At 38.5% G+C, this 19,128-nt stretch carries 18 protein-coding genes; 10 read left to right on the top strand and 8 right to left on the bottom strand.

Translation table 11 applies throughout. The features are described from left to right. Window positions 1-133 precede the first annotated feature (133 nt). Both AC4G3L_RS15410 and AC4G3L_RS15415 read right to left on the bottom strand, forming a co-directional pair. A complete protein-coding gene (locus AC4G3L_RS15410) occupies window positions 134-448 on the bottom strand; it encodes a DMT family transporter (protein ID WP_491077878.1) in 315 nt (104 codons plus the stop codon). Beyond that, on the bottom strand, window positions 448-792 hold the full coding sequence (locus AC4G3L_RS15415) for a DMT family transporter (RefSeq protein ID WP_491077879.1): 345 nt from the start codon (window positions 790-792) through the stop codon (window positions 448-450). The genes AC4G3L_RS15410 and AC4G3L_RS15415 overlap by 1 nt, the downstream gene beginning before the upstream one ends. Before the next feature lie 151 nt (window positions 793-943). Here AC4G3L_RS15415 and AC4G3L_RS15420 point away from each other — a divergent pair, with 151 nt between their 5' ends. The 4 genes from AC4G3L_RS15420 to pabB all read left to right on the top strand — a co-directional run bounded on the left by AC4G3L_RS15420 (window position 944) and on the right by pabB (window position 5,490). Then, a complete protein-coding gene (locus tag AC4G3L_RS15420) occupies window positions 944-1,819 on the top strand; it encodes a DUF1186 domain-containing protein (protein WP_491077880.1) in 876 nt (291 codons plus the stop codon). A 246-nt stretch (window positions 1,820-2,065) separates the two neighbouring features. Then, window positions 2,066-3,100, top strand: coding sequence for a S66 family peptidase (locus AC4G3L_RS15425; RefSeq protein WP_491077881.1), 1,035 nt, complete (start codon window positions 2,066-2,068; stop codon window positions 3,098-3,100). 96 nt (window positions 3,101-3,196) lie between these two features. Continuing rightward, complete coding sequence (locus tag AC4G3L_RS15430; RefSeq protein ID WP_491077882.1) at window positions 3,197-3,766, top strand: anthranilate synthase component II; 570 nt, start codon at window positions 3,197-3,199, stop codon at window positions 3,764-3,766. Next, window positions 3,766-5,490 (top strand): aminodeoxychorismate synthase component I, encoded by a 1,725-nt coding sequence (gene pabB / locus AC4G3L_RS15435; RefSeq protein ID WP_491077883.1) that lies wholly within the window; start codon window positions 3,766-3,768, stop codon window positions 5,488-5,490. The genes AC4G3L_RS15430 and pabB overlap by 1 nt, the downstream gene beginning before the upstream one ends. Before the next feature lie 415 nt (window positions 5,491-5,905). Here pabB and AC4G3L_RS15440 read toward each other — a convergent pair whose 3' ends face one another. The 3 genes from AC4G3L_RS15440 to AC4G3L_RS15450 all read right to left on the bottom strand — a co-directional run bounded on the left by AC4G3L_RS15440 (window position 5,906) and on the right by AC4G3L_RS15450 (window position 7,601). Beyond that, a complete protein-coding gene (locus AC4G3L_RS15440; protein ID WP_491077884.1) occupies window positions 5,906-6,046 on the bottom strand; it encodes a hypothetical protein in 141 nt (46 codons plus the stop codon). A 163-nt stretch (window positions 6,047-6,209) separates the two neighbouring features. Next, window positions 6,210-6,767 (bottom strand): isochorismatase family protein, encoded by a 558-nt coding sequence (locus AC4G3L_RS15445; protein ID WP_491077885.1) that lies wholly within the window; start codon window positions 6,765-6,767, stop codon window positions 6,210-6,212. Window positions 6,768-7,010: 243 nt separating this feature from the next. Further along, window positions 7,011-7,601, bottom strand: coding sequence for an undecaprenyl-diphosphatase (locus AC4G3L_RS15450; RefSeq protein WP_491077886.1), 591 nt, complete (start codon window positions 7,599-7,601; stop codon window positions 7,011-7,013). Window positions 7,602-7,925: 324 nt separating this feature from the next. Between AC4G3L_RS15450 and AC4G3L_RS15455 the strand changes: the two genes are divergently transcribed. Together AC4G3L_RS15455 and AC4G3L_RS15460 are read left to right on the top strand one after the other, a co-directional pair. Then, window positions 7,926-9,056, top strand: a complete 1,131-nt coding sequence (locus tag AC4G3L_RS15455; RefSeq protein WP_491077887.1) for a PQQ-dependent sugar dehydrogenase — start codon at window positions 7,926-7,928, stop codon at window positions 9,054-9,056. Window positions 9,057-9,119: 63 nt separating this feature from the next. Next, window positions 9,120-9,353 (top strand): hypothetical protein, encoded by a 234-nt coding sequence (locus AC4G3L_RS15460; protein ID WP_491077888.1) that lies wholly within the window; start codon window positions 9,120-9,122, stop codon window positions 9,351-9,353. Between the two features lie 59 nt (window positions 9,354-9,412). Here AC4G3L_RS15460 and AC4G3L_RS15465 read toward each other — a convergent pair whose 3' ends face one another. Then, window positions 9,413-10,579 (bottom strand): sensor domain-containing diguanylate cyclase, encoded by a 1,167-nt coding sequence (locus AC4G3L_RS15465; protein WP_491077889.1) that lies wholly within the window; start codon window positions 10,577-10,579, stop codon window positions 9,413-9,415. Between the two features lie 446 nt (window positions 10,580-11,025). On the opposite strand from AC4G3L_RS15465, the gene AC4G3L_RS15470 reads away from it, so the two are divergent. Next, window positions 11,026-12,660 (top strand): SulP family inorganic anion transporter, encoded by a 1,635-nt coding sequence (locus AC4G3L_RS15470; RefSeq protein ID WP_491077890.1) that lies wholly within the window; start codon window positions 11,026-11,028, stop codon window positions 12,658-12,660. A 207-nt stretch (window positions 12,661-12,867) separates the two neighbouring features. Here the strand turns inward: AC4G3L_RS15470 and AC4G3L_RS15475 are convergent, their stop codons facing one another. Continuing rightward, on the bottom strand, window positions 12,868-13,800 hold the full coding sequence (locus tag AC4G3L_RS15475; RefSeq protein WP_491077891.1) for an aldo/keto reductase: 933 nt from the start codon (window positions 13,798-13,800) through the stop codon (window positions 12,868-12,870). Between the two features lie 635 nt (window positions 13,801-14,435). On the opposite strand from AC4G3L_RS15475, the gene AC4G3L_RS15480 reads away from it, so the two are divergent. The 3 genes from AC4G3L_RS15480 to AC4G3L_RS15490 all read left to right on the top strand — a co-directional run bounded on the left by AC4G3L_RS15480 (window position 14,436) and on the right by AC4G3L_RS15490 (window position 17,869). After that, window positions 14,436-15,545: an NADH-dependent flavin oxidoreductase gene (locus AC4G3L_RS15480; protein WP_491077892.1), complete on the top strand. Its 1,110-nt coding sequence runs from the start codon at window positions 14,436-14,438 to the stop codon at window positions 15,543-15,545. A gap of 240 nt (window positions 15,546-15,785) precedes the next feature. Next, entirely contained in the window at window positions 15,786-16,895 is a 1,110-nt protein-coding gene (locus AC4G3L_RS15485; RefSeq protein ID WP_491077893.1) for an NAD(P)/FAD-dependent oxidoreductase, read from the top strand. Between the two features lie 263 nt (window positions 16,896-17,158). Continuing rightward, the gene (locus AC4G3L_RS15490) at window positions 17,159-17,869 is read left to right on the top strand and encodes a class I SAM-dependent methyltransferase (RefSeq protein WP_491077975.1); all 711 of its coding nucleotides are present in this window, start codon (window positions 17,159-17,161) and stop codon (window positions 17,867-17,869) included. A gap of 70 nt (window positions 17,870-17,939) precedes the next feature. On the opposite strand, the gene AC4G3L_RS15495 is transcribed toward AC4G3L_RS15490, so the two are convergent. Then, window positions 17,940-19,124 carry a M20 metallopeptidase family protein gene (locus AC4G3L_RS15495; RefSeq protein ID WP_491077894.1) on the bottom strand — a complete coding sequence of 395 codons (1,185 nt, stop codon included), beginning with the start codon at window positions 19,122-19,124 and terminating at the stop codon, window positions 17,940-17,942. Window positions 19,125-19,128: the final 4 nt, after the last annotated feature.

Here is a 19,128-nt window from a genome sequence, read left to right on the forward strand (position 1 = left end):
AAATTTCGAATAAATGCAAAAAATCCTTGTAAACGTTTTGCATATATTTATTATTAATGGTAATAAAAAGATATATTTTAAACTAGTAAAGAGAGAGTCTGTCCTATTTAGGCAGACTCTCTTTGTGTTCTCATTATGATATTAATTTTAAGCCAATCGCTGAAATTAAAATGAGCGATATGAAAAAAACACGCTTTAAACTTCTAGCTTCTCCAAATAAAAACATACCAATTAATGCGCCGCCAGAAGCGCCAATTCCTGTCCACACTGCATAGGCTGTTCCCATGGGAAGTGTCTTCATTGCGAATGATAGGCAGAAAAAACTGCCGGAGAATCCGATAATTAAAAGAAGAAGAGATAAGAAATCTCTATTTTTATTCAGTCTATTAATCATGCCTACACCGAAAATTTCTAAAAATCCAGCGACGATTAGAGCAAACCAAGCCATTAGAGGTTAGCCTCCTTCTTGGAACTGTCCTCATCGGTCACCATTTTCAATCCGATGACACCTATTAATAAGAGGAGGATTAACATCATTTTCTCTATCATTAATGGTTCTCCAAAAAAAATGATTTCTGCAACAACAGTACCGACCGTACCCAATCCAACAAATACAGCGTATACCGTACCAACTGGTAGATGGCGGCTTGCATCAATCATCATATAGAAGCTGATACAAATAGCTGCAAGTGTAATCAGCCACATCCCAATAGTATCTGCATTTTTAAGGCCGCTTACCCAGATGACTTCAAAGAAAGCTCCTATAAAAACCTTTATCCAATGTTTATTCATTATGACACTCCCTTGGTGAAAAACAATATAATAGATACTTATACTGTTATTTTGTTAATTTTAACAATTTTTCGGATCGTTTGCGAGTAGAGGAGCTGTCAGGGAGTTTGGTAAACTAGTTATATAAGAAGGGTACGGAGGTGCTGTTGATATGGATATGCCAATTGTTTCAACTAAGGAATTAATAAAAAAGATTCGTTATATAGGGGATACCTACCCAAAAGATGAGCTGGATCAGTTATTGAATCGTGAGGATGCTATTTCCGAACTAATGGATATTTTAAAACTTGTTAGTCAGGAACCAGAATTATTTTTAAATGAACCGGATCGATTTGACCATATTTATGCCTCTATTATATTAGGGCAGTTAGGTGCCAAGGAAGCATTTTATCCATTTTTAGAAATATTAAAATTAACGAATGATCTTGCATTGGATTTATTTGATGACTATATGGTTACAACGGTAGGTCGAATTCTTGCTGATACATATACGGGAGAAATAGTCATGGACGAGGATAGCCCCATAATACCGGAACTGGATGCCTTATTTGAATTAATTGATGATCTATCGCTGGATGAGAGTATTCGTGCTACTGGTATTCAGGCCATTACATCACTTGTATTGCAAAAACGTATATCAATAGAAATGATAGAGTATTACTACCATGATCTTCTGCAGGGTGGGCTGGAAGATGAATCGGGATATATATATACCATTTTAATTGATTCCTGTATGGTACTGAATTTTCGAAATCTATATGATGATATAGCAGAAATTTTTGCTCAAAAGAAAGTAGATGCCTTTCATATGTCACTCGATGATGTGGAGGCACAATTTAGAGAATATGATCCAATGTATGCCAATGATTATCGACCCATCACAAACATTCATGAAGAACTTGCTTGGTGGGCTGGCCAACATCAACCTGATAATTCGAGCCAAACTGTGATCATAAAAGCAGGCAGAAATGATCCCTGTCCATGCGGAAGCGGAAAAAAGTATAAGAAATGCTGTGGAAAATCTTGAAAAGATAAAATAGTAGTCGGAGATTCATACAACATAATTGTATTCTAGGAAGCTGCCATTTTTGTGGGAGCTTTTTTATCGATAAGGAAGCTATCAAAGAATCCAATAGAGTCCCTAATTTTAAGTTAATGAAGATTTATAAATTGCTAAATTCAAAGGCAAAGATTATATAATTATTCTCAAATTTGGTATATATTGTACTATACTTTATCTAATACGAAGAGAATTGAGAAAGTGGTGAGTTGGATGGAGTTGCAAAAACCAAATCGATTGAGTAGTGGAGATCGTATAGCTACAGTCAGCCTTTCATGGGGTGGAGCGGGAGACCCTGATATTCGATGGCGTTATCAGGTGGGAAAGGAACGGTTGGAGGAATTCGGCTTAGAAGTTATGGAGTTGGCTCATACTTTAAAGGGTTCTGAATATGTGTATAAGCATCCGGAGGAGAGGGCACGCGATTTGATGAATGCATTTCAAGATCCGTCCATTACGGGAATATTTTCATGTATTGGCGGGGATGATAGTATTCGCATGCTGCCATACATCGATTATGAGGTAATCAAAAAGAACCCAAAGATTTTCCTCGGTTATTCTGATTCAACCGTCACTCATTTTATTTGTTATAAAGCTGGTGTGATGAGTTATTATGGTCCATCGATTCTGGCTGAATTTGCAGAAAATGTGGAGGCTTTTGATTATACAAATCATTGGGTAAAAAAGGTTTTGTTTTCAGGAGAACCGATTGGCGAAATTGGGCCGCCTTCTGAATGGACAAGTGAATATATCCCATGGGAGCAGCAGAATTGGACACGGAAAAGAAAGACAGTTCCTCATATTGGTTATGAAGTACTACAGGGTGAAGGGATACATAAGGGGCAATTGTTGGGTGGTTGCATGGAGGTACTTGAATTGCTTAAAGGGACTGTAGTGTGGCCTGCGCAAGCGGAATGGAAGGATAAACTTTTATTTTTTGAGACTTCAGAAGTGAAAGTCAGTCCAGAGCTGTTTATTGGATGGCTGCGCAATTATGGAGCGCAAGGAATTTTGCAAAATGCCAAAGGATTGTTATTTTCCAAGCCATACGATGATTGCTATTACGACGAATATAAGGAAGCTATCCTGATGGTGGTGCGAGATGAGTTAAAGTTACCCGATTTGCCAATTCTTTATAATATGAGTTTTGGACATACAGCTCCAATGAGCATTATTCCTCTTGGAGCCATGGGTGAATTAAATTGCGAACGAAAAACATTTAGCATATTGGAAGCTGGTGTAAGGTAAGGTTTAAATTTATTAATAGGATAAAAATGGCACTAGTTGAATGGTGAAATCAAGTTATAATACGCTTAAAAGAAGTTGAAATGGAGACTTAAGTGTATGATTCTGGTCATTGATAATTATGATTCGTTTACGTTTAATTTAGTCCAATATATTAAACAACTTGGACATGATGTTCATGTTGTTAGAAATGACAAATGCACCATTGAGGAAGTAGAAAAGATCATGCCGGAAGCGATTCTGCTTTCCCCGGGTCCTGGTAATCCTAATGAAGCTGGAATCAGTATGAAAGTGTTAGAGGTATTCCATCAACAAATTCCGATACTGGGTGTTTGTTTAGGTCACCAGGTCATAGGCCAATATTTTGGAGGGAACATTATTAAAGCAGGTCAGCCAAAGCATGGGAAGATTTCTAAAATTCAACATGATGGACAGACGATATTTCGTGGATTGCCAACTTCTTATTCAGTTGCCAGATACCATTCGCTGGTTGTGAATCGGGCCAATCTACCGGAAAGCCTAGAGGTAAGTGCTTTAAGTGAGGATGGAGAAATTATGGCAATGCGGCATAAGCACTATCCGATAGAGAGTGTTCAATTTCATCCAGAAGCGATATTAACTGAGTATGGGTTGAAGCTCTTGGAAAACTTTTTTGGGGAGGCGGTTTAATGCTGGCCTTTCAGTTTGCCAATCCAGATGGTCAAGTCACCAAGAAAATATATCAGAAACCAGTGGAGATTATTAAAACACATACACTTGATGAAGTGGTTTCTTGTTTAGAAAAGATACAACATGCAGTAGATAAAGGATACTATGCAGCAGGATACCTTTCCTATGAAGCAGCACCAGCATTCGATTCTTCATTTAAAATCACTAACGGTTCCAAAATGCCCTTGCTCTGGTTTGGAATTTATAATGAGGCGAGTGAAAAGGAAATTGATGCGAATGGGGAATATGCCTTAACAAATTGGCAGCCTTCAGTAAGCAGGGAGGAATATGATCAGGCTATAAAGACTATACGGGAAAGAATTGAACAAGGTGATACCTATCAGGTGAATTATACTATTCGAATGAATTCGCAATTTACCGGGGATAGCAGGAGTTTTTTCAAAAAACTCGCAAAGGCGCAGTCCTCCAACTATTCTGCTTATCTGGATATTGGGGACTATGCGATTGTTTCTGCTTCACCAGAATTATTTTTTCAAATTAAGGATCGAAAAATAACCACCAAGCCGATGAAAGGCACGATTAAGCGTGGAAGGACGTTAGAAGAGGATCAGGTGCATGTTGAACGGCTGGTCTCCTCTGAGAAAAATCGCGCTGAAAATGTCATGATTGTAGATTTGTTAAGAAATGATCTTGGAAGAATTGCCAAGACGGGAACTGTTAAGGTGCCGAAACTATTTGAAATTGAAAAATATCCGACTGTTCATCAGATGACATCCACTGTGACTGCCGAAATGGAAGCTGATACAAAGCTTGTGGATATCTTTCGTGCTCTTTTTCCATGTGGATCCATTACGGGAGCCCCGAAAGTGAAAACAATGGAAGTAATTGCTGAGCTTGAGAACAGTCCCCGGGAGGTTTATTGTGGTGCCATTGGCTATTTGAATCCTGGTGGAGAAGCGGTTTTTAATGTACCAATTCGCACAGCGATTATTCATCATCCAACAGGTGATGCTCAATATGGTGTTGGCGGTGGAATCACTTGGGATTCGACAGCTGAGGATGAATATGAAGAAGTCCTTACTAAAGCTAAAGTGTTGGAGACAAAACAGACTGTATTTGAGTTGCTAGAATCAATTCGGTTGATTGATGGCGTCTATTTTTTACTTGACGAGCATTTAAATCGCATGGAGCGTTCAGCTGAGTATTTTGGATATAAGTTTACGAAAGATAAAGTCAGGGACACTCTTTTGAAAGAATCCGAAAACTATCCAGAAGGTGAATATAAAGTTAGAGTGCTGGCGGATCGGTTATGCAATCTTACAATTGAGTTTCATAAAATGGAACGAATACCATTATCAGCAGAGGTCATATTGGCTAAAAAACCAATTTTAAAGGACGATATTTTTCTGTATCATAAAACAACGAACCGAGCTGTTTATAAAGAGATGAAGGAGGTATATCCGGAGTATTTTGATGTTCTCCTTTGGAATGAAAATGGTGAAATCACCGAATTTACAAATGGTAATATTGTGGTGGAAATGGGTGGACAGCTATATACACCTAGTACGGATTGTGGATTATTAGAAGGAACTTTTCGAGAATATTTATTAAAAAGAGAAGTAATTACGGAAAAAGACATTACCATTCAAGAACTGGAAAAGTCCTCAAATATATGGTTTATCAATAGTGTCCGTGAATGGGTAAAAGTAAAGCTGAAAATGTAATATTTAAAGGTTGGAGGATATCTTAAAAGTCGTTTAGGTTTATGGATACCTTAATTTTGTTAAATATAATAGTCGAGGTATCATTGTGAAGTATTATAATCTAGCAAGAACAAAACTCTTTTCCATATAGAAAAAGAGTTTTGTTCTTGCTATTTTATCTTTACTTACCTACTTGTTTTGCTCCTGCACAGTGTTTCTTCCAATAATCAAGATTCATTTCTCGGGTTCTAACCCTTTTTGATGAAGCACCAATAAATTTTGTTTTCTATAAAACTAAATCGCCGGGTTTATACTGATCAGCACTGGAACACGGCATTTTTTTGCCGCGCTTTTTAAAATACATATTGTGTGAAGCCGGAGGTATCGAACCCCTTTGGTGTTGTTCTGCCCTATTTATATAGACTGCTTGTTAATTTTATTGAATAGGCGTTGTTTCTTGACTTTCCGATTGTGCTCCACCAATATGTACTGGACCAAAGAAGGCTGAGAAAAGTAGAAGTACGGCCATCACAATACCTATTAGAATAGAGGGTTTTTTTATCTTAGAAGCCAACATATACATCCCTGCTTTCGAAGATTTTTTTGATACAAGAATATCTTATTATCGAGGAGGCCAATTTATGATAATAATGTTGCTTCTGAAATGAGTTTCTTAATGTTTACAAAAATATCCCCATCTGTTTGAAAGATGAGGAAATTTCTGTCATACACCTATAAATTTATCGATATGAATCATGATTCGGATGAAATAGGTCTTCAACCGCATCTCTCACAATTGAAAAATGTTCAACATTGTAATGCCCATGAAGAGTTTCATTATGGTGTTGGATGATTTGTTCCGGGTTTAAAACCGTATTGCCGGCTGTAGAATGACCATCCCCAACTAATGTAATATCGAATCCATTGATAGTGGCTGTTCTCACTGCACTATCAATACAGTGTTGTGTCTCGCAGCCCATTATAACAATATGTTCTATTCCTTTAGAGTGTAAATGATTTAAAAGTCCAGTCCCATGAAAGGTGTTTGTTGCCGTCTTATCGAAGAATTTTGCATCCACAGGTACCCGAATTTCTTCATGAATTTGAAATCCTTTACCTTTACCCCCAGCAACATCTAGATCCCTTACAAAAATAATCGGAATATTTAATTCTCTTGCTTTATCAATTACTAAATTAATGTTCCTGATAAGTCTGTTTTTCATAAAAACAGCACTAACTTCTTGATTCCCATCTATTAACTCTTGTTGTGCATCAATAATTAACAAAGATTGATTCAACCGAATTTCCCCTTTCAAATGTGGAGAAACGCTCTTTTATTTAGCAGTATTCCCCTCGTTATAGTTCACTTTACGGTATTTTTTATTCTTCATATAATCTACCTCCCAGGGAATAAACTTTCCAAAATAAATGTAATTTTCGGATAATTATACCTTAACATAGTCTAATTTAATAAGATACGTAGTTCTACAAATAAAAAGCCACCGACATTGTCGGTGGCCATTCATGTTGGTGATTTTAAATTAAATGCTTTTATTTCGGTCAAATAGATAACTTTCTCCCTTTTCATATAAAGCAATTGAGTGTCTAATCCATTTCTGTTTAGGAACGAATTTATGGACGAGTATAGCAGAAACAAATCCAAGAATAGCTCCTGCTAAAATATCAACAGGATAATGGACTCCTACATAGATTCGGGAAATAGAAAGAAGAAGTGCAAGTGCTGCCCATAAATACCAGAATCGTTTGCGGAAGAGGGCAATAGATATACAAACTGAGAAGAACACGATCGTATGGTCACTAGGAAACGAGTTTCCGACCTCTTTTTCTATTAACTTGTTTACATTGGACCAAACGGCAAATGGTTGATGATGTGAATAGACCAATCCAATTAATTTACCAGTTACTTCAGCGATAAAAAAAGAAATAACGGCACTTACGACCATTATTTTGTTTTCTGTTTTACGAGTTAACCAGTAAAACAACAGAACTAGCATCAAGCAATAAACCGTATATTCAGCGAAGAAAATAAAAAGTGGATTTATATCCGGATATTCTTTTCCTATGTCATTAACTGCACGAAATAATGTAATATTTGCTTCTGAATTAGTCATCTTTTCTTTTCCTCCCAAGTTATTCTATTATGGATAATTTACTCGGATATTTCAAGTTATTCTATAACTCAATTGGTCCTATCTTTCTTGATAGTTTAGTTGTAAGAGGGGATTATGATAAAATTTAACAAAACCATAGCTCCGCTGCGTTGTTTTTCATGCCAATGAATTGAATAGTGTACTGGAGTGGTCAGATTTTACGGACGAAAGGAAAGCATATCGAAACACACATGGATATCCGCCTAATCGCCCTGAAAAAACAGGGTCAAAAAATCCATCACGTATGACATCTCAGAATGATCGAAGTAAAAAAAGGAGGCTAATATGAGAACAGTATTTCGTTTGTTACTGCCTTATTTAATCATCATGGTCGTACTCGGTTGTTCAAAAGAGGAGGAGAATGATACCGTTGTCAGGCAGACAGATACAAATGAAAAACAACCATATGATATTGAAGTGGTTGCTGAAGGCCTGAATGTTCCATGGGAAATGGTTATTGCTGAAGATGGGAGAATGTTTTTTACAGAAAGACCCGGACAAATTAGGGAAATTCGTGATGGAAAAGTAGTGGAAAAGCCGCTTCTGTCTTTACCGGCACCTTTCTTTAGTGAAGGAGAGGGAGGATTACTTGGATTGGCGCTAGATCCTGATTTCCAAACGAATCACTTTATGTATACGTACCACACCTATGAAGATAATGGGAAAATCAAAAACCGCGTTCTTCGTCTTATAGTCGATGACAATCAAGCTAGTATTGATAAAGTGATTCTGGATGGGATTGTTGGTGATACGAATCATAATGGAGGGAGAATGAAGATTGGTCCTGACGGAATGCTTTATATTACAGCAGGAGATCGATATGAACCTGACTTAGCTCAGGATAAGACAAGTATGGGCGGGAAAATTTTCAGAATCCATACAGATGGTTCCATACCGAATGATAATCCAATCGAGGAATCGCCTGTTTACAGTTACGGACATCGTAATCCACAGGGACTAGCCTGGCATCCTGTAACAGGAGACTTATTCAGTTCGGAACACGGCCAATCGGCACATGATGAGATCAATTTAATTGAGGCAGGAAAAAATTATGGCTGGCCGATTATTCAGGGGGATGAAGCAAAAGAGGGGATGCAACCCCCTATAGCCCAAAGTGCAACTGAAACATGGGCACCTTCAGGAATGACATTTGTCTCGAAGGGTGAATGGAAAAATCAATTACTGGTTGCCAATTTACGAGGCATGCAGGTGCTTAAGATAGAACTTGATGAATCTGGCAAACAGGTAAAAAAAATCGAATCTCTCTTTAAAGAAAAGTACGGGAGAATCAGAAATATCATTGAAGCACCGGATGGGTCCTTGTATATGATGACAAATAATCGGGATGGCAGAGGCAATCCATCTGACAAAGACGATAGAATCATCCGTTTGAATCCTATAAAAACTAATAGCTAAGTATGGTACGGATGTTGCATGATCCGTTAAAATTACTCTTACATTTAAAGAGTTTGTTTCAGGATGTTGAGTACGTATATTCGTCTGCTTCTTGCTCTTTTGCTGGCATTTGTTTCTTTTGGAGCTTTAGCTGGGGGTGGTGCCATGATGCTTGGTGCTGTGTATCCTGAAATGGATATGATGCAGATGTCATTATTGGATCCTATTCTTTTTATTACTAGCTGGTTAATACCTGGTCTATTATTATTCCTTTTGAATGGAATAGGCAATGGCTGGGCAGCCGATCTTCAGAATTAATGGAATGGTGAAAATCATGATAGCCATTTTCTGTTGAAAATAGAAAAAGCACTCAACCATTAATTCTGGCTTTGTGCTTCGATATTTGTAAGTTTGAGTTCCACTTGATTTCTTCCATTTGCTTTAGCCTTATACAGGGCTTCATCTGCTTTATGAATAAAAGAAGTATAGGTGTCCCCTTTTTCAAAGGTGGTTACACCAAAGCTTGCTCTGATTTTATACGTACCAAGGGGCTCCATTTCTATCGCTTTTCGTAAGCGCTCAGCGACATTCAATGCACACGGATATTTGGTTTTAGGCAAAATGAGAATAAATTCCTCACCACCAAAACGGGCAAGTACATCAAAGGTTTTTACATTCTTCTCGAGAACAGATGCAATATGCTTTAATACCCGATCTCCCTCTAAATGTCCGTATTTATCGTTAAAATTCTTGAAATGATCGATATCTATTAATATAATACTTAAATCATTTTCCATTGGGGCCTTTTCTATAAATTTCGTTAAGTAGTAATCTGCCGTTCTTCTGTTATTGATACCTGTTAATCCATCCTTATAGGCAATAGATTCAAGTGTGAAAAACTTTTCTCTCAGTTCAGTACGCATGTGCTCGATACCGATGATTAAACGGCCCAATTCATCATCTTTATGATATTCTGGGACTTTAACTGTAAAATCCTTATTGGAATAGGATGTAACACTTTGCTCTAATTCAACAATTGGCTGAACCAAATTGGTTAAATGCCAAATGATATAGAAAACAGCAAGTACTAGCATGAGCAGAATTCCAAAACAAAAAACGGTTAGAATAATCATTACCCTGTTTTGTGAGCGCTCTTCCATTTTTGATTTTAACAGTCTGATTTCATTCGTTACCTCTTTATAATGGATCCGTATGTTATCAAATGCCATTTTACTATTATCAAGTACTTCATTTGGAATCAATTTATTATCTTCTATGATCTTAATTTGAACATTCCCATACTCACTATTCCATTTTTCTCCGCTAGTCATCAAAGCAGTAACAGATTTACTTACGCTTGGAAAAATGGTTATATCTTCTTTGAGTTTTTCAGAAGTTTGTTGAAATGTCTCAGTTCCTGCATAAAATGGCTCAAGAAAGGCATCATTTTTAGATAAACTATATCCTCGCTGCCCGGTCTCTTGATCGATTAAAGATTGATAGAGAACTAATACATGTTCGTTCATGGCTTCTAGTTGTTCCATTGTTTCGTTTGAAGAAACAAATTCACTCTTTACATAAAAAAGGGATGCTAAGTTTAAACAGATCCATATTAATCCAATAGTTAATAAACTCCAGAAGAATCGGTGACCAATTTGCCATTTGAATATTTTTTTATGCAGAATAACCCACTCTTTCTGTTGGTATTAAAAGTTAATTCTACAATATTTTACAAAGTTTTAACAAGTTTTTCTATTTAAAAGTATTTGGTTTGTTTTTTGAGATTGATTAGATATGGAAAGAGAGTTACAGATTTAGAGAGATAAAATCTCCCAAAAGCACAAATTAAAAGATTGCTTTTGGAACAATTATCATACATCGTATTATAGGTCATAATTGGAATTGATTGTATGTAGATTTCAATTTCTGAGGTCAGTATAATGATAAGGTTGCAATTATTATCATATTACTTACGGAAAGAAGAATCGGCATGTTTAAACAATATATTCTCGATTTGCATAATGAATTTGCCGGATATAATTCGGCGAAGCTTCGTAAAGATATTATGGCAGGTATTACAGTTACCGCTGTTGCGCTGCCTTTATCCCTCGCGTTCGGGGTTAGCAGTGGAGCAGATGCAGCTGCTGGATTAATTACAGCGATTTTAGCAGGCTTAATTATCAGTATGCTATCAGGTGCATCCTATCAAATATCAGGACCTACAGGAGCGATGTCTGCTATATTGATAGCAGTTGTTGCCCAGTATGGTCTGGATGGAGTATTTATTGCCTGTTTGTTGGCTGGTATCTTATTGGTGATTGCTGGTCTACTGAAATTTGGCCGTGTTGTTTCTATTATACCGATGCCAGTTATCACGGGTTTTACATCAGGGATTGCCATTATAATCGCAATGGGACAAGTAGATAACTTTTTTGGGGTTGAATCGAGCGGAGAGAATCCAATTGGTCAAATCATTTCTTACATAGAGAATGGTTTCCATCCTGATTTTGCCACGGTATTGATTGGAATGATTACCGTTGTCACGATGATCTTCTGGCCGAAAAAATGGAATGCGTTTATTCCATCTTCCTTAGCAGCCTTATTGCTTGTTCTAATTATCAATACCTTTTTAAAATTACCGGTTGCGGTAGTAGGAGATATACCAAAAACTTTTTTACCGGAAAACCGACTCATGTTTGGAGATTTATCACTCACTAAAATAGAGCCATTAATTTGGCCGGCAATCAGTATTGCGGCTTTAGGAATGATTGAAAGTTTATTATGCGGAGCATCTGCCGGTCGTATGGTTGGAGAAAAAATGAATGGAGATCGGGAACTGGTTGCACAGGGAATCGGGAACATGATTATCCCATTCTTTGGCGGCGTTCCGGCTACTGCTGCGATTGCCCGTACGAGTGTGGCGATTAAAGCTGGCATGCAAACAAGATTGACAGGAATTTTCCACGCAATTGGCCTGCTTTTGTCGATGTTTCTCCTTAGCCCGATTATGTCAAGCATACCGATGTCCGCATTAGCGGGTATTTTGATTGTAACAGCATGGCGTATGAATGAATGGGAGAGTATTCACTATATCTTCTCTCACAAATTCAAAGGGGCCATCTTTAAATTCATGTTAACCTTACTTGCTACTGTAGTGTTTGACTTAACGGTTGCTATTGTTGCGGGAATTGCTCTTTCTGCCATATTATTTGTTATTAACAGTGCAGACGTAGAGATGAATATCAGTAAAGTGGATATAGAAAAATTAGAAGACAAGGGAATAAAATTAGATCAGGCATATGATGATATACGGGTTGTTTATCTTACTGGGCCTATTTTCTTTGCAACGGTAAGCTCGTTGACAGAGCGACTGGAAGACATCAATCAAGGGGTTATGATTCTTTCCATGCGCGGTGTTTCCTCCGTTGACGGTTCAGGAGTACAAGCAATGATGGAATTCTGCGAATTAAAGAAACAAGAGGGTGTAACCATCATCTTTAGTGGTGTACAGCGCAGAGTTCTCAGCCGATTTGAAAGAGGCGGTATTCTGGATGTGATTGGAGAAGACAATGTCTTCTGGAGTACAGACCAGGCACTTGCTAAAATCAATCAAATACAAAGATAAAATAAAAGATAGAAGGAGAGTGCCAGCTTGGCGCTCTCCTTTTTTAGATCTAGTCTAAGATAGCTTTTTACCGAGTATCAGATATCGCTCTTTCATTTACTCATTTGGAAAGAAGGAACCATCGATGATACTCCATCCTATTGTATGATAAAGTCTGTGCCGTCAGATTGGGTTGCTGAGCTATTAATGCGGCTGTTTTTTGGTGTCTTATTCGAATATTGAACTGATTTGTTGGATTTCCTCAGAAGATAATGTAACATTCAGTGTTTTAAGATTATTAATCACTTGTTCCGGCTGTTTTGCTCCAGGAATGACTACATCAATTGAATCCTGTGCCAAATACCATTGAAGGACAAGATGAGCAATTTGAACATCTTTATTATTCGCGATTTTACGAAGCTGCTCCACCTTTGCCAGGTTTTGATTAAACAGTTCTCCCTGGAATAATGGGTTACGGGAACGTCCGTCAGCAATAGTAGAATGCTTTGTGTATTTCCCGGTTAATAAGCCAGAGGCAAGCGGGAAGTATGGAACAAAGGAAATATTGTGTTGTGCGGTATAAGGAAGAAGCTCTTTTTCAGCATCTCTTTTAAATAGATTGTATTCAGATTGAATCACATCCACGTATCCATCTTTATTGGCTACTTTTAATTGTTCTAATGAAAAATTAGATACACCGATGGCACGGATTTTACCGGCATCTTTCAGTTCTTTTAAGGCGCCGACTGCTTCATCCTTTGGAGTATCTTGGTCTGGGAAATGAATGTAGAAGAGGTCAATGTAATCTGTTCGCAAACGAATCAGACTATCTTCCACAGTTTTTTTTAGAAATTCAGGGGAGTTATCAAAAATAACTTCATTTTCTACAAATTTATGAGCTCCTTTTGTTGCAATAACCAGGTTTTCTCGATTGCCTTTTTCTCTAATGATTTCTCCAATTAATTCTTCTGATCGTTCCGGACCATAAATATAGGCAGTATCAATAAAGTTCACACCATGGTCGATGGCAGTCCGTACGATTTCCCGTCCTGTTTCCTCATCGAGATTTGGGTAGATATTATGTCCTCCAACTGCATTTGTTCCAAGACCAATTGGATTTACAAGTAAGTCTGTTTTACCTAGCTGAACTTTTTTATTCATACAAAAACCCCCTTAACATGTAATGATTCAATCATAACAAAGGGCGAGAAACATATGGAAATGATAGGGTTTAGAAAAAGATAAATGGCTAAAGGTCTCAAGGATTATCTCCTCGAGACCTTTATGCAAAGAGGGGGGGATTTATTTCTGTTCTATGGCATTTATGATGTGTTCTACTATTAGTATAATTCAAATGATAACGATTATCAATATCATTTAGGTGAAAAAGATGTAAAATTTATTACAAATACATAACTAAATTTTCAGGATTAAATTTTGGTTGAATAATCATGAGCAGTTTGAATGCCTTTTTTATAGGGATTATAAAAAGGAGGGCATTATGGAACTTGTGACTCAATCATAAATGTAATCATCGTTCTAAATTTTTGTTTAAACAAACCTGCAATCTTCATTGTACCGGTTCGGTTTGGAGAATTCTGTTGTTTATCACGGCGATCAGTTCGGTGATATCTGTCAGCAAGGATGACAGCACTGCTGAAGCCAACAAGTCAGCAACGAGCTTCTTTCATGAGAGTCTGTTACAAATCATAACCTACTTACGAATGAGCATTTTGTTTGCTACCTTTTTCACAACTAACTAGAATAAGGTTCATATAAAGGAGGAATAGATTCCAATGAATGAAAAATATAGATCTCTTTTCGAAAGCTTAACACTGCCAAATGGCGTTACGTTGAAAAATCGGTTCGTACTTGCTCCAATGACACATTACTCTTCTAATCCTGATGGTACGATTTCCGATCAGGAGCTTGCATATATTGCGCAGCGTTCCAAGGAGATCGGCTTAGTCATCACTGCTGCAACCAATGTCTCCGATAGTGGCAAGGCGTTCCCGGGACAGCCATCCATTGTACGCGATACAGATATAGCAGGTCTGAAGAAACAAGCAGATACAATAAAGGCTGAGGGAGCTAAAGCAATCATCCAGCTTCACCATGGCGGACGAGAAGCATTAACTAATCTTGTACCGAATGGGGATGTTGTTGCTCCAAGCGCTGTAGAAAAAGAAGGTGCAACTACACCACGCGCATTGGAGACTGCAGAAGTACAGCAAATCGTTGACGATTTCGGCGAAGCAACTCGCCGTGCTATTGAAGCTGGCTTTGATGGCGTCGAAATTCACGGTGCAAACGGCTATATTATCCAGCAGTTCTACTCTCCATTCTCCAATCGCCGCGAAGATGAATGGGGCGAGCGCTTACGCTTCCCACTGGCTGTTGTTGACGCAGTCAGAAATGCTGTTGAAAAACATGGCTCCAAAGATTTCATCGTTGGGTACCGTTTCTCTCCTGAGGAACCGGAAACTCCTGGATTAACGATGAAAGAAACACTTGAGCTGATTGATGCTCTAGTGGAAAAACCTTTGGATTACCTGCATGTTTCTTTAATGGACTTCCATTCTACAGCACGCCGCGGTGCGGATACGAACGTTAAACGTATTGATCTAATCAAGGAACGCATCAATGACAGACTACCTTTGATTGGTGTCGGATCCTTGTACTCTGCCGAAGACGTGGCTGAGGCCAAAGCTACAGGAGTTCCATTGATTGCTATGGGACGTGAGTTATTGATTGATCCGGAATTCGTTACAAAGATCAAAGAAGGACGCGATGACGAAATCATCCGCCTGATCGACCCTGCCCGCGAAGATCAACACGGTCTTCCAGATCCGCTTTGGAACATCATCCTGCAGACAAAAGGCTGGGTTCCGACAAAAGCAGAGTAATAGTCGAAGCGCATTGCAATTATGCTTTAATTGAATGAATAGAAAAAACCTCTCATATGAGAGGTTTTTTTATGCAAGCTGGCGGCCTTGTCCATATAAAGGAATTGCCATTCCATACTGGACTTTTTATTTTTCCTTCTCACTTTTACTTTGTCTCATTCGATTATAATACTGAAAAAAGACCGATATGCTATGGTATATTTGGTATATTGTAGCTAAACGAAGAAAAGGATGTTCGATATGCATATAACAATAATCGGATCAGGTATAGCAGGATCGGTTACCGCATATAAGCTTGCGAAGCGGGGCTTAAAAGTAACAGTGATCGATCGCTTTGATAAAGGGCAAGCGACAGATGCTGCAGCAGGGATCGTTTGTCCATGGCTGTCCCAGCGGCGAAATAAAGATTGGTACCAGCTGGCGAAAGGCGGTGCTCGCTATTATCCGGAAATAATTGAAGAACTCCGTCAAGATGGAGAAACTGAGACGGGTTATGAACGTGTAGGTGCGTTGAGCCTGCATGAGGATCTCAAAAAACTGGATGCAATGCAGCAACGTGCTGAAAAGCGCAGAGCGGATGCACCGGAGATGGGTAAGATAACCCGTTTTAACGAAAACGAAGCACGCCAGTTATTTCCTTTACTTGCGGAGGGATATGGAGCTGTGCATGTCAGCGGTGCTGCTCGCGTCGATGGCCGGGCTTTACGAAATGCCTTGCAACGAGCAGCCAGAAAATACGGCGCCCGTTTCGTATCAGCTGAAGCACAGCTTTCTTTGGAAGCAGGGCAAATCGTTGTGACAGCCGGCAATGAAGAATGGATACCGGAAAAAGTCGTAGTTACTGCAGGCGCTTGGGCTGGACAATTGCTAGAACCACTCGGCTATCGAATGGAAGTCAGCTTCCAAAAAGCACAGATTTGTCATTTGCAGGTTCATACTGCCAAAACACATGATTGGCCAGTAATCATTCCTCCGAATGATCAATATTTGCTTGCTTTTCCAGATGGAAGAATAATAGTTGGTGCTACGCATGAAAACGATGAAAAAATGGATATCAGAATAACGGCAGGAGGCGTCCAAGAAGTGCTGAGTAAAGCCATTCAGCTTGCTCCCGATCTTGCGGATGCAAGCTTGACTGAAACAAGGGTCGGCTTCAGACCTTTTACGCCAGGTTTCCTTCCTGTATTTGGCCGCATGCCAAATCACCATAATCTTTATGTCATAAATGGCTTGGGTGCCTCAGGTTTGACGATGGGTCCATTTATCGCTTCTCAGCTCGCAAAACTGATCGTTGGAGAGGAAACGGATATCGATATATCCGCCTATAATCCAGAGGGTGCTCTGGCATAATCTACGAGTCCATGATAATCATGGACTTTTTGTCATAACCAAATTTATACCAAATTTATTTAAAGAAGTGGTTGCGGTTAACCTGGGAACTTAATATATGTTAAATGTCTCAATATAGCTTGTGAACATTTATATTATATTAGGCGCCGTACAGGTGAATGTTCATACCAAATTAATCTAGTAGTAATGTAGTCTGAATATATTATTTGTTATAAAATGGTGATTAGGGGAGCGTGGATCAATTTGGAGAGGAAGGTTTAAGTATGGAAGCTCTTTATAGTCATGAGGATTTGCTGATGATGATGGATCAATTATTAAAAGAACAAACCGGGTTTGACTGGGATCAATTTTACTTGGATCGTAACCGGAATGTCCCTTTTTTTTCTAATCGGCCTGATGAAAACTTATTGGAGTATTTCAAAAAGGGCTTATTTGTTTCGGAGAGCAAAGTGCTCGAATTGGGATGTGGTCCTGGTCGAAATGCAGTATTTTTTGCAGAAAAAGGTTGTCATGTTGATGCCGTTGATTCATCAGAAGAAAGTCTGAAGTGGGGAAGAGAACGAGCGAAAGAGAGTGGTTTGGCAATCAACTTTATACATAATAATATATTTGATTTAGCTATTGATGAAGGAAGCTATGATATCGTGTTTGATTCAGGATGCTTTCATCATATAGCACCTCATCGCAGGATTAGTTATATCAATTTAATAAAAAGAGCTCTAAAAACAGATGGTTTGTTAGGTATTACCTGTTTTCTTGAAAATGGGAAGTATGGCGGATCAGATATAACCGATTGGGATGTGTATAGATTATGGAGCCTAAAAGGAGGTTTGGGGTTTACGGAGCAAAAATTAAGGGACATCTTTAAAGATTTTAAGGAAATTGAAATAAGAAACATGAGACAAATGGATTCATCGAATGATGTATTTGCTGAGGAAGGTTTTTTGACAGCTATATTTAAAAAGTCTTTATAATTATAAACAACAATAGATTTAAAAGAGTGTGGCATCCTTTAAAGAACTTTGCCACACTCTTACTGCTTCTCTATTGATTCGCTTTTAACCACATCATTGCCGTATGGGCATGTATGGCTGCACCGGTTGGTAGGATTTCTTCATTAAAAATTACCTGTGGATGATGCATCGGAAGTCCATAATGAGGGTCTTCATCTTTTGTGCCCGCTCCCAGTAAAAAATAAACGGTAGGGACTTGATAACAATATGAAGCGAAATCTTCGGAACCCATCCCTCCGCCCTCAAAAGAAATGACAGATTGTTTACCGACAACATCACTCACATAAGAGGACAATTGATTGGCTAAGTTCTTATCGTTCGTTAATGGAGGAACGGATGCAACGACCTCTATATTAGCTTCACCCCTGAACATTTCACCTGTTGAAGTGACTATTTTCTCTAACCTTTTGTAAATAAAATCTCCTAAATCTACATTTAAGTAACGAATGGTCCCCTCCAGTATAGCCTGGTCAGGAATCACATTATGAGTACTTCCGGCTTGGAATTTTCCGATGGTGATAACTACGGATTCGGTTGCTGCGATTTCCCTTGCTATGATTTCATGGATAGAGGTATAGATGTGCGCTGCAATATTAATCGGATCAACACCTGTTTCCGGCATAGCTCCATGACATCCAACACCTTTTACAGTAATTCTAAAGATTGTACAACCTGCGATTGCGGTTCCAAGCCCATATAATATCGTATTAGTTGGTGTGCCGGAATGTACATGTAAGGCCATTGCTGCATCGACTTTTGGGTTCTCTAAAACTCCCGACTTCAACATTAATTTAGCACCCTTGAAGCCTTCTTCATTTGGCTGGAATACGAGCTTAACAGATCCTTCCAGTTCATTCTCATATTGTTTTAATAATTTGGCAGCCCCTAGTAGCATAGTTGTGTGCATATCATGCCCACAGGCGTGCATATTTCCGTTTGTTGATTTAAACGGGTAATCTGTCTGTTCTTTAATTGGAAGAGCGTCCATATCGGCCCGTAATAAAAATGTTTTCTTTGCATCAGGTTTCCCCGCCAGTGCTACAATCCCACTTTCACAGATTTCTTTTGGTTCATAGCCGAATTCCTTTAACTTATCCATCACGTATTTCGTGGTTTGAGGAAGATGATCGCCTACTTCCGGATTTTGATGAATTTCTCTTCTATATTGGATTAACTCATCTTGCATGGCCCTTGCACTTTCTAAGAGTTGGTTCATATGT

Source organism: Bacillus sp. z33, assembly GCF_058313615.1.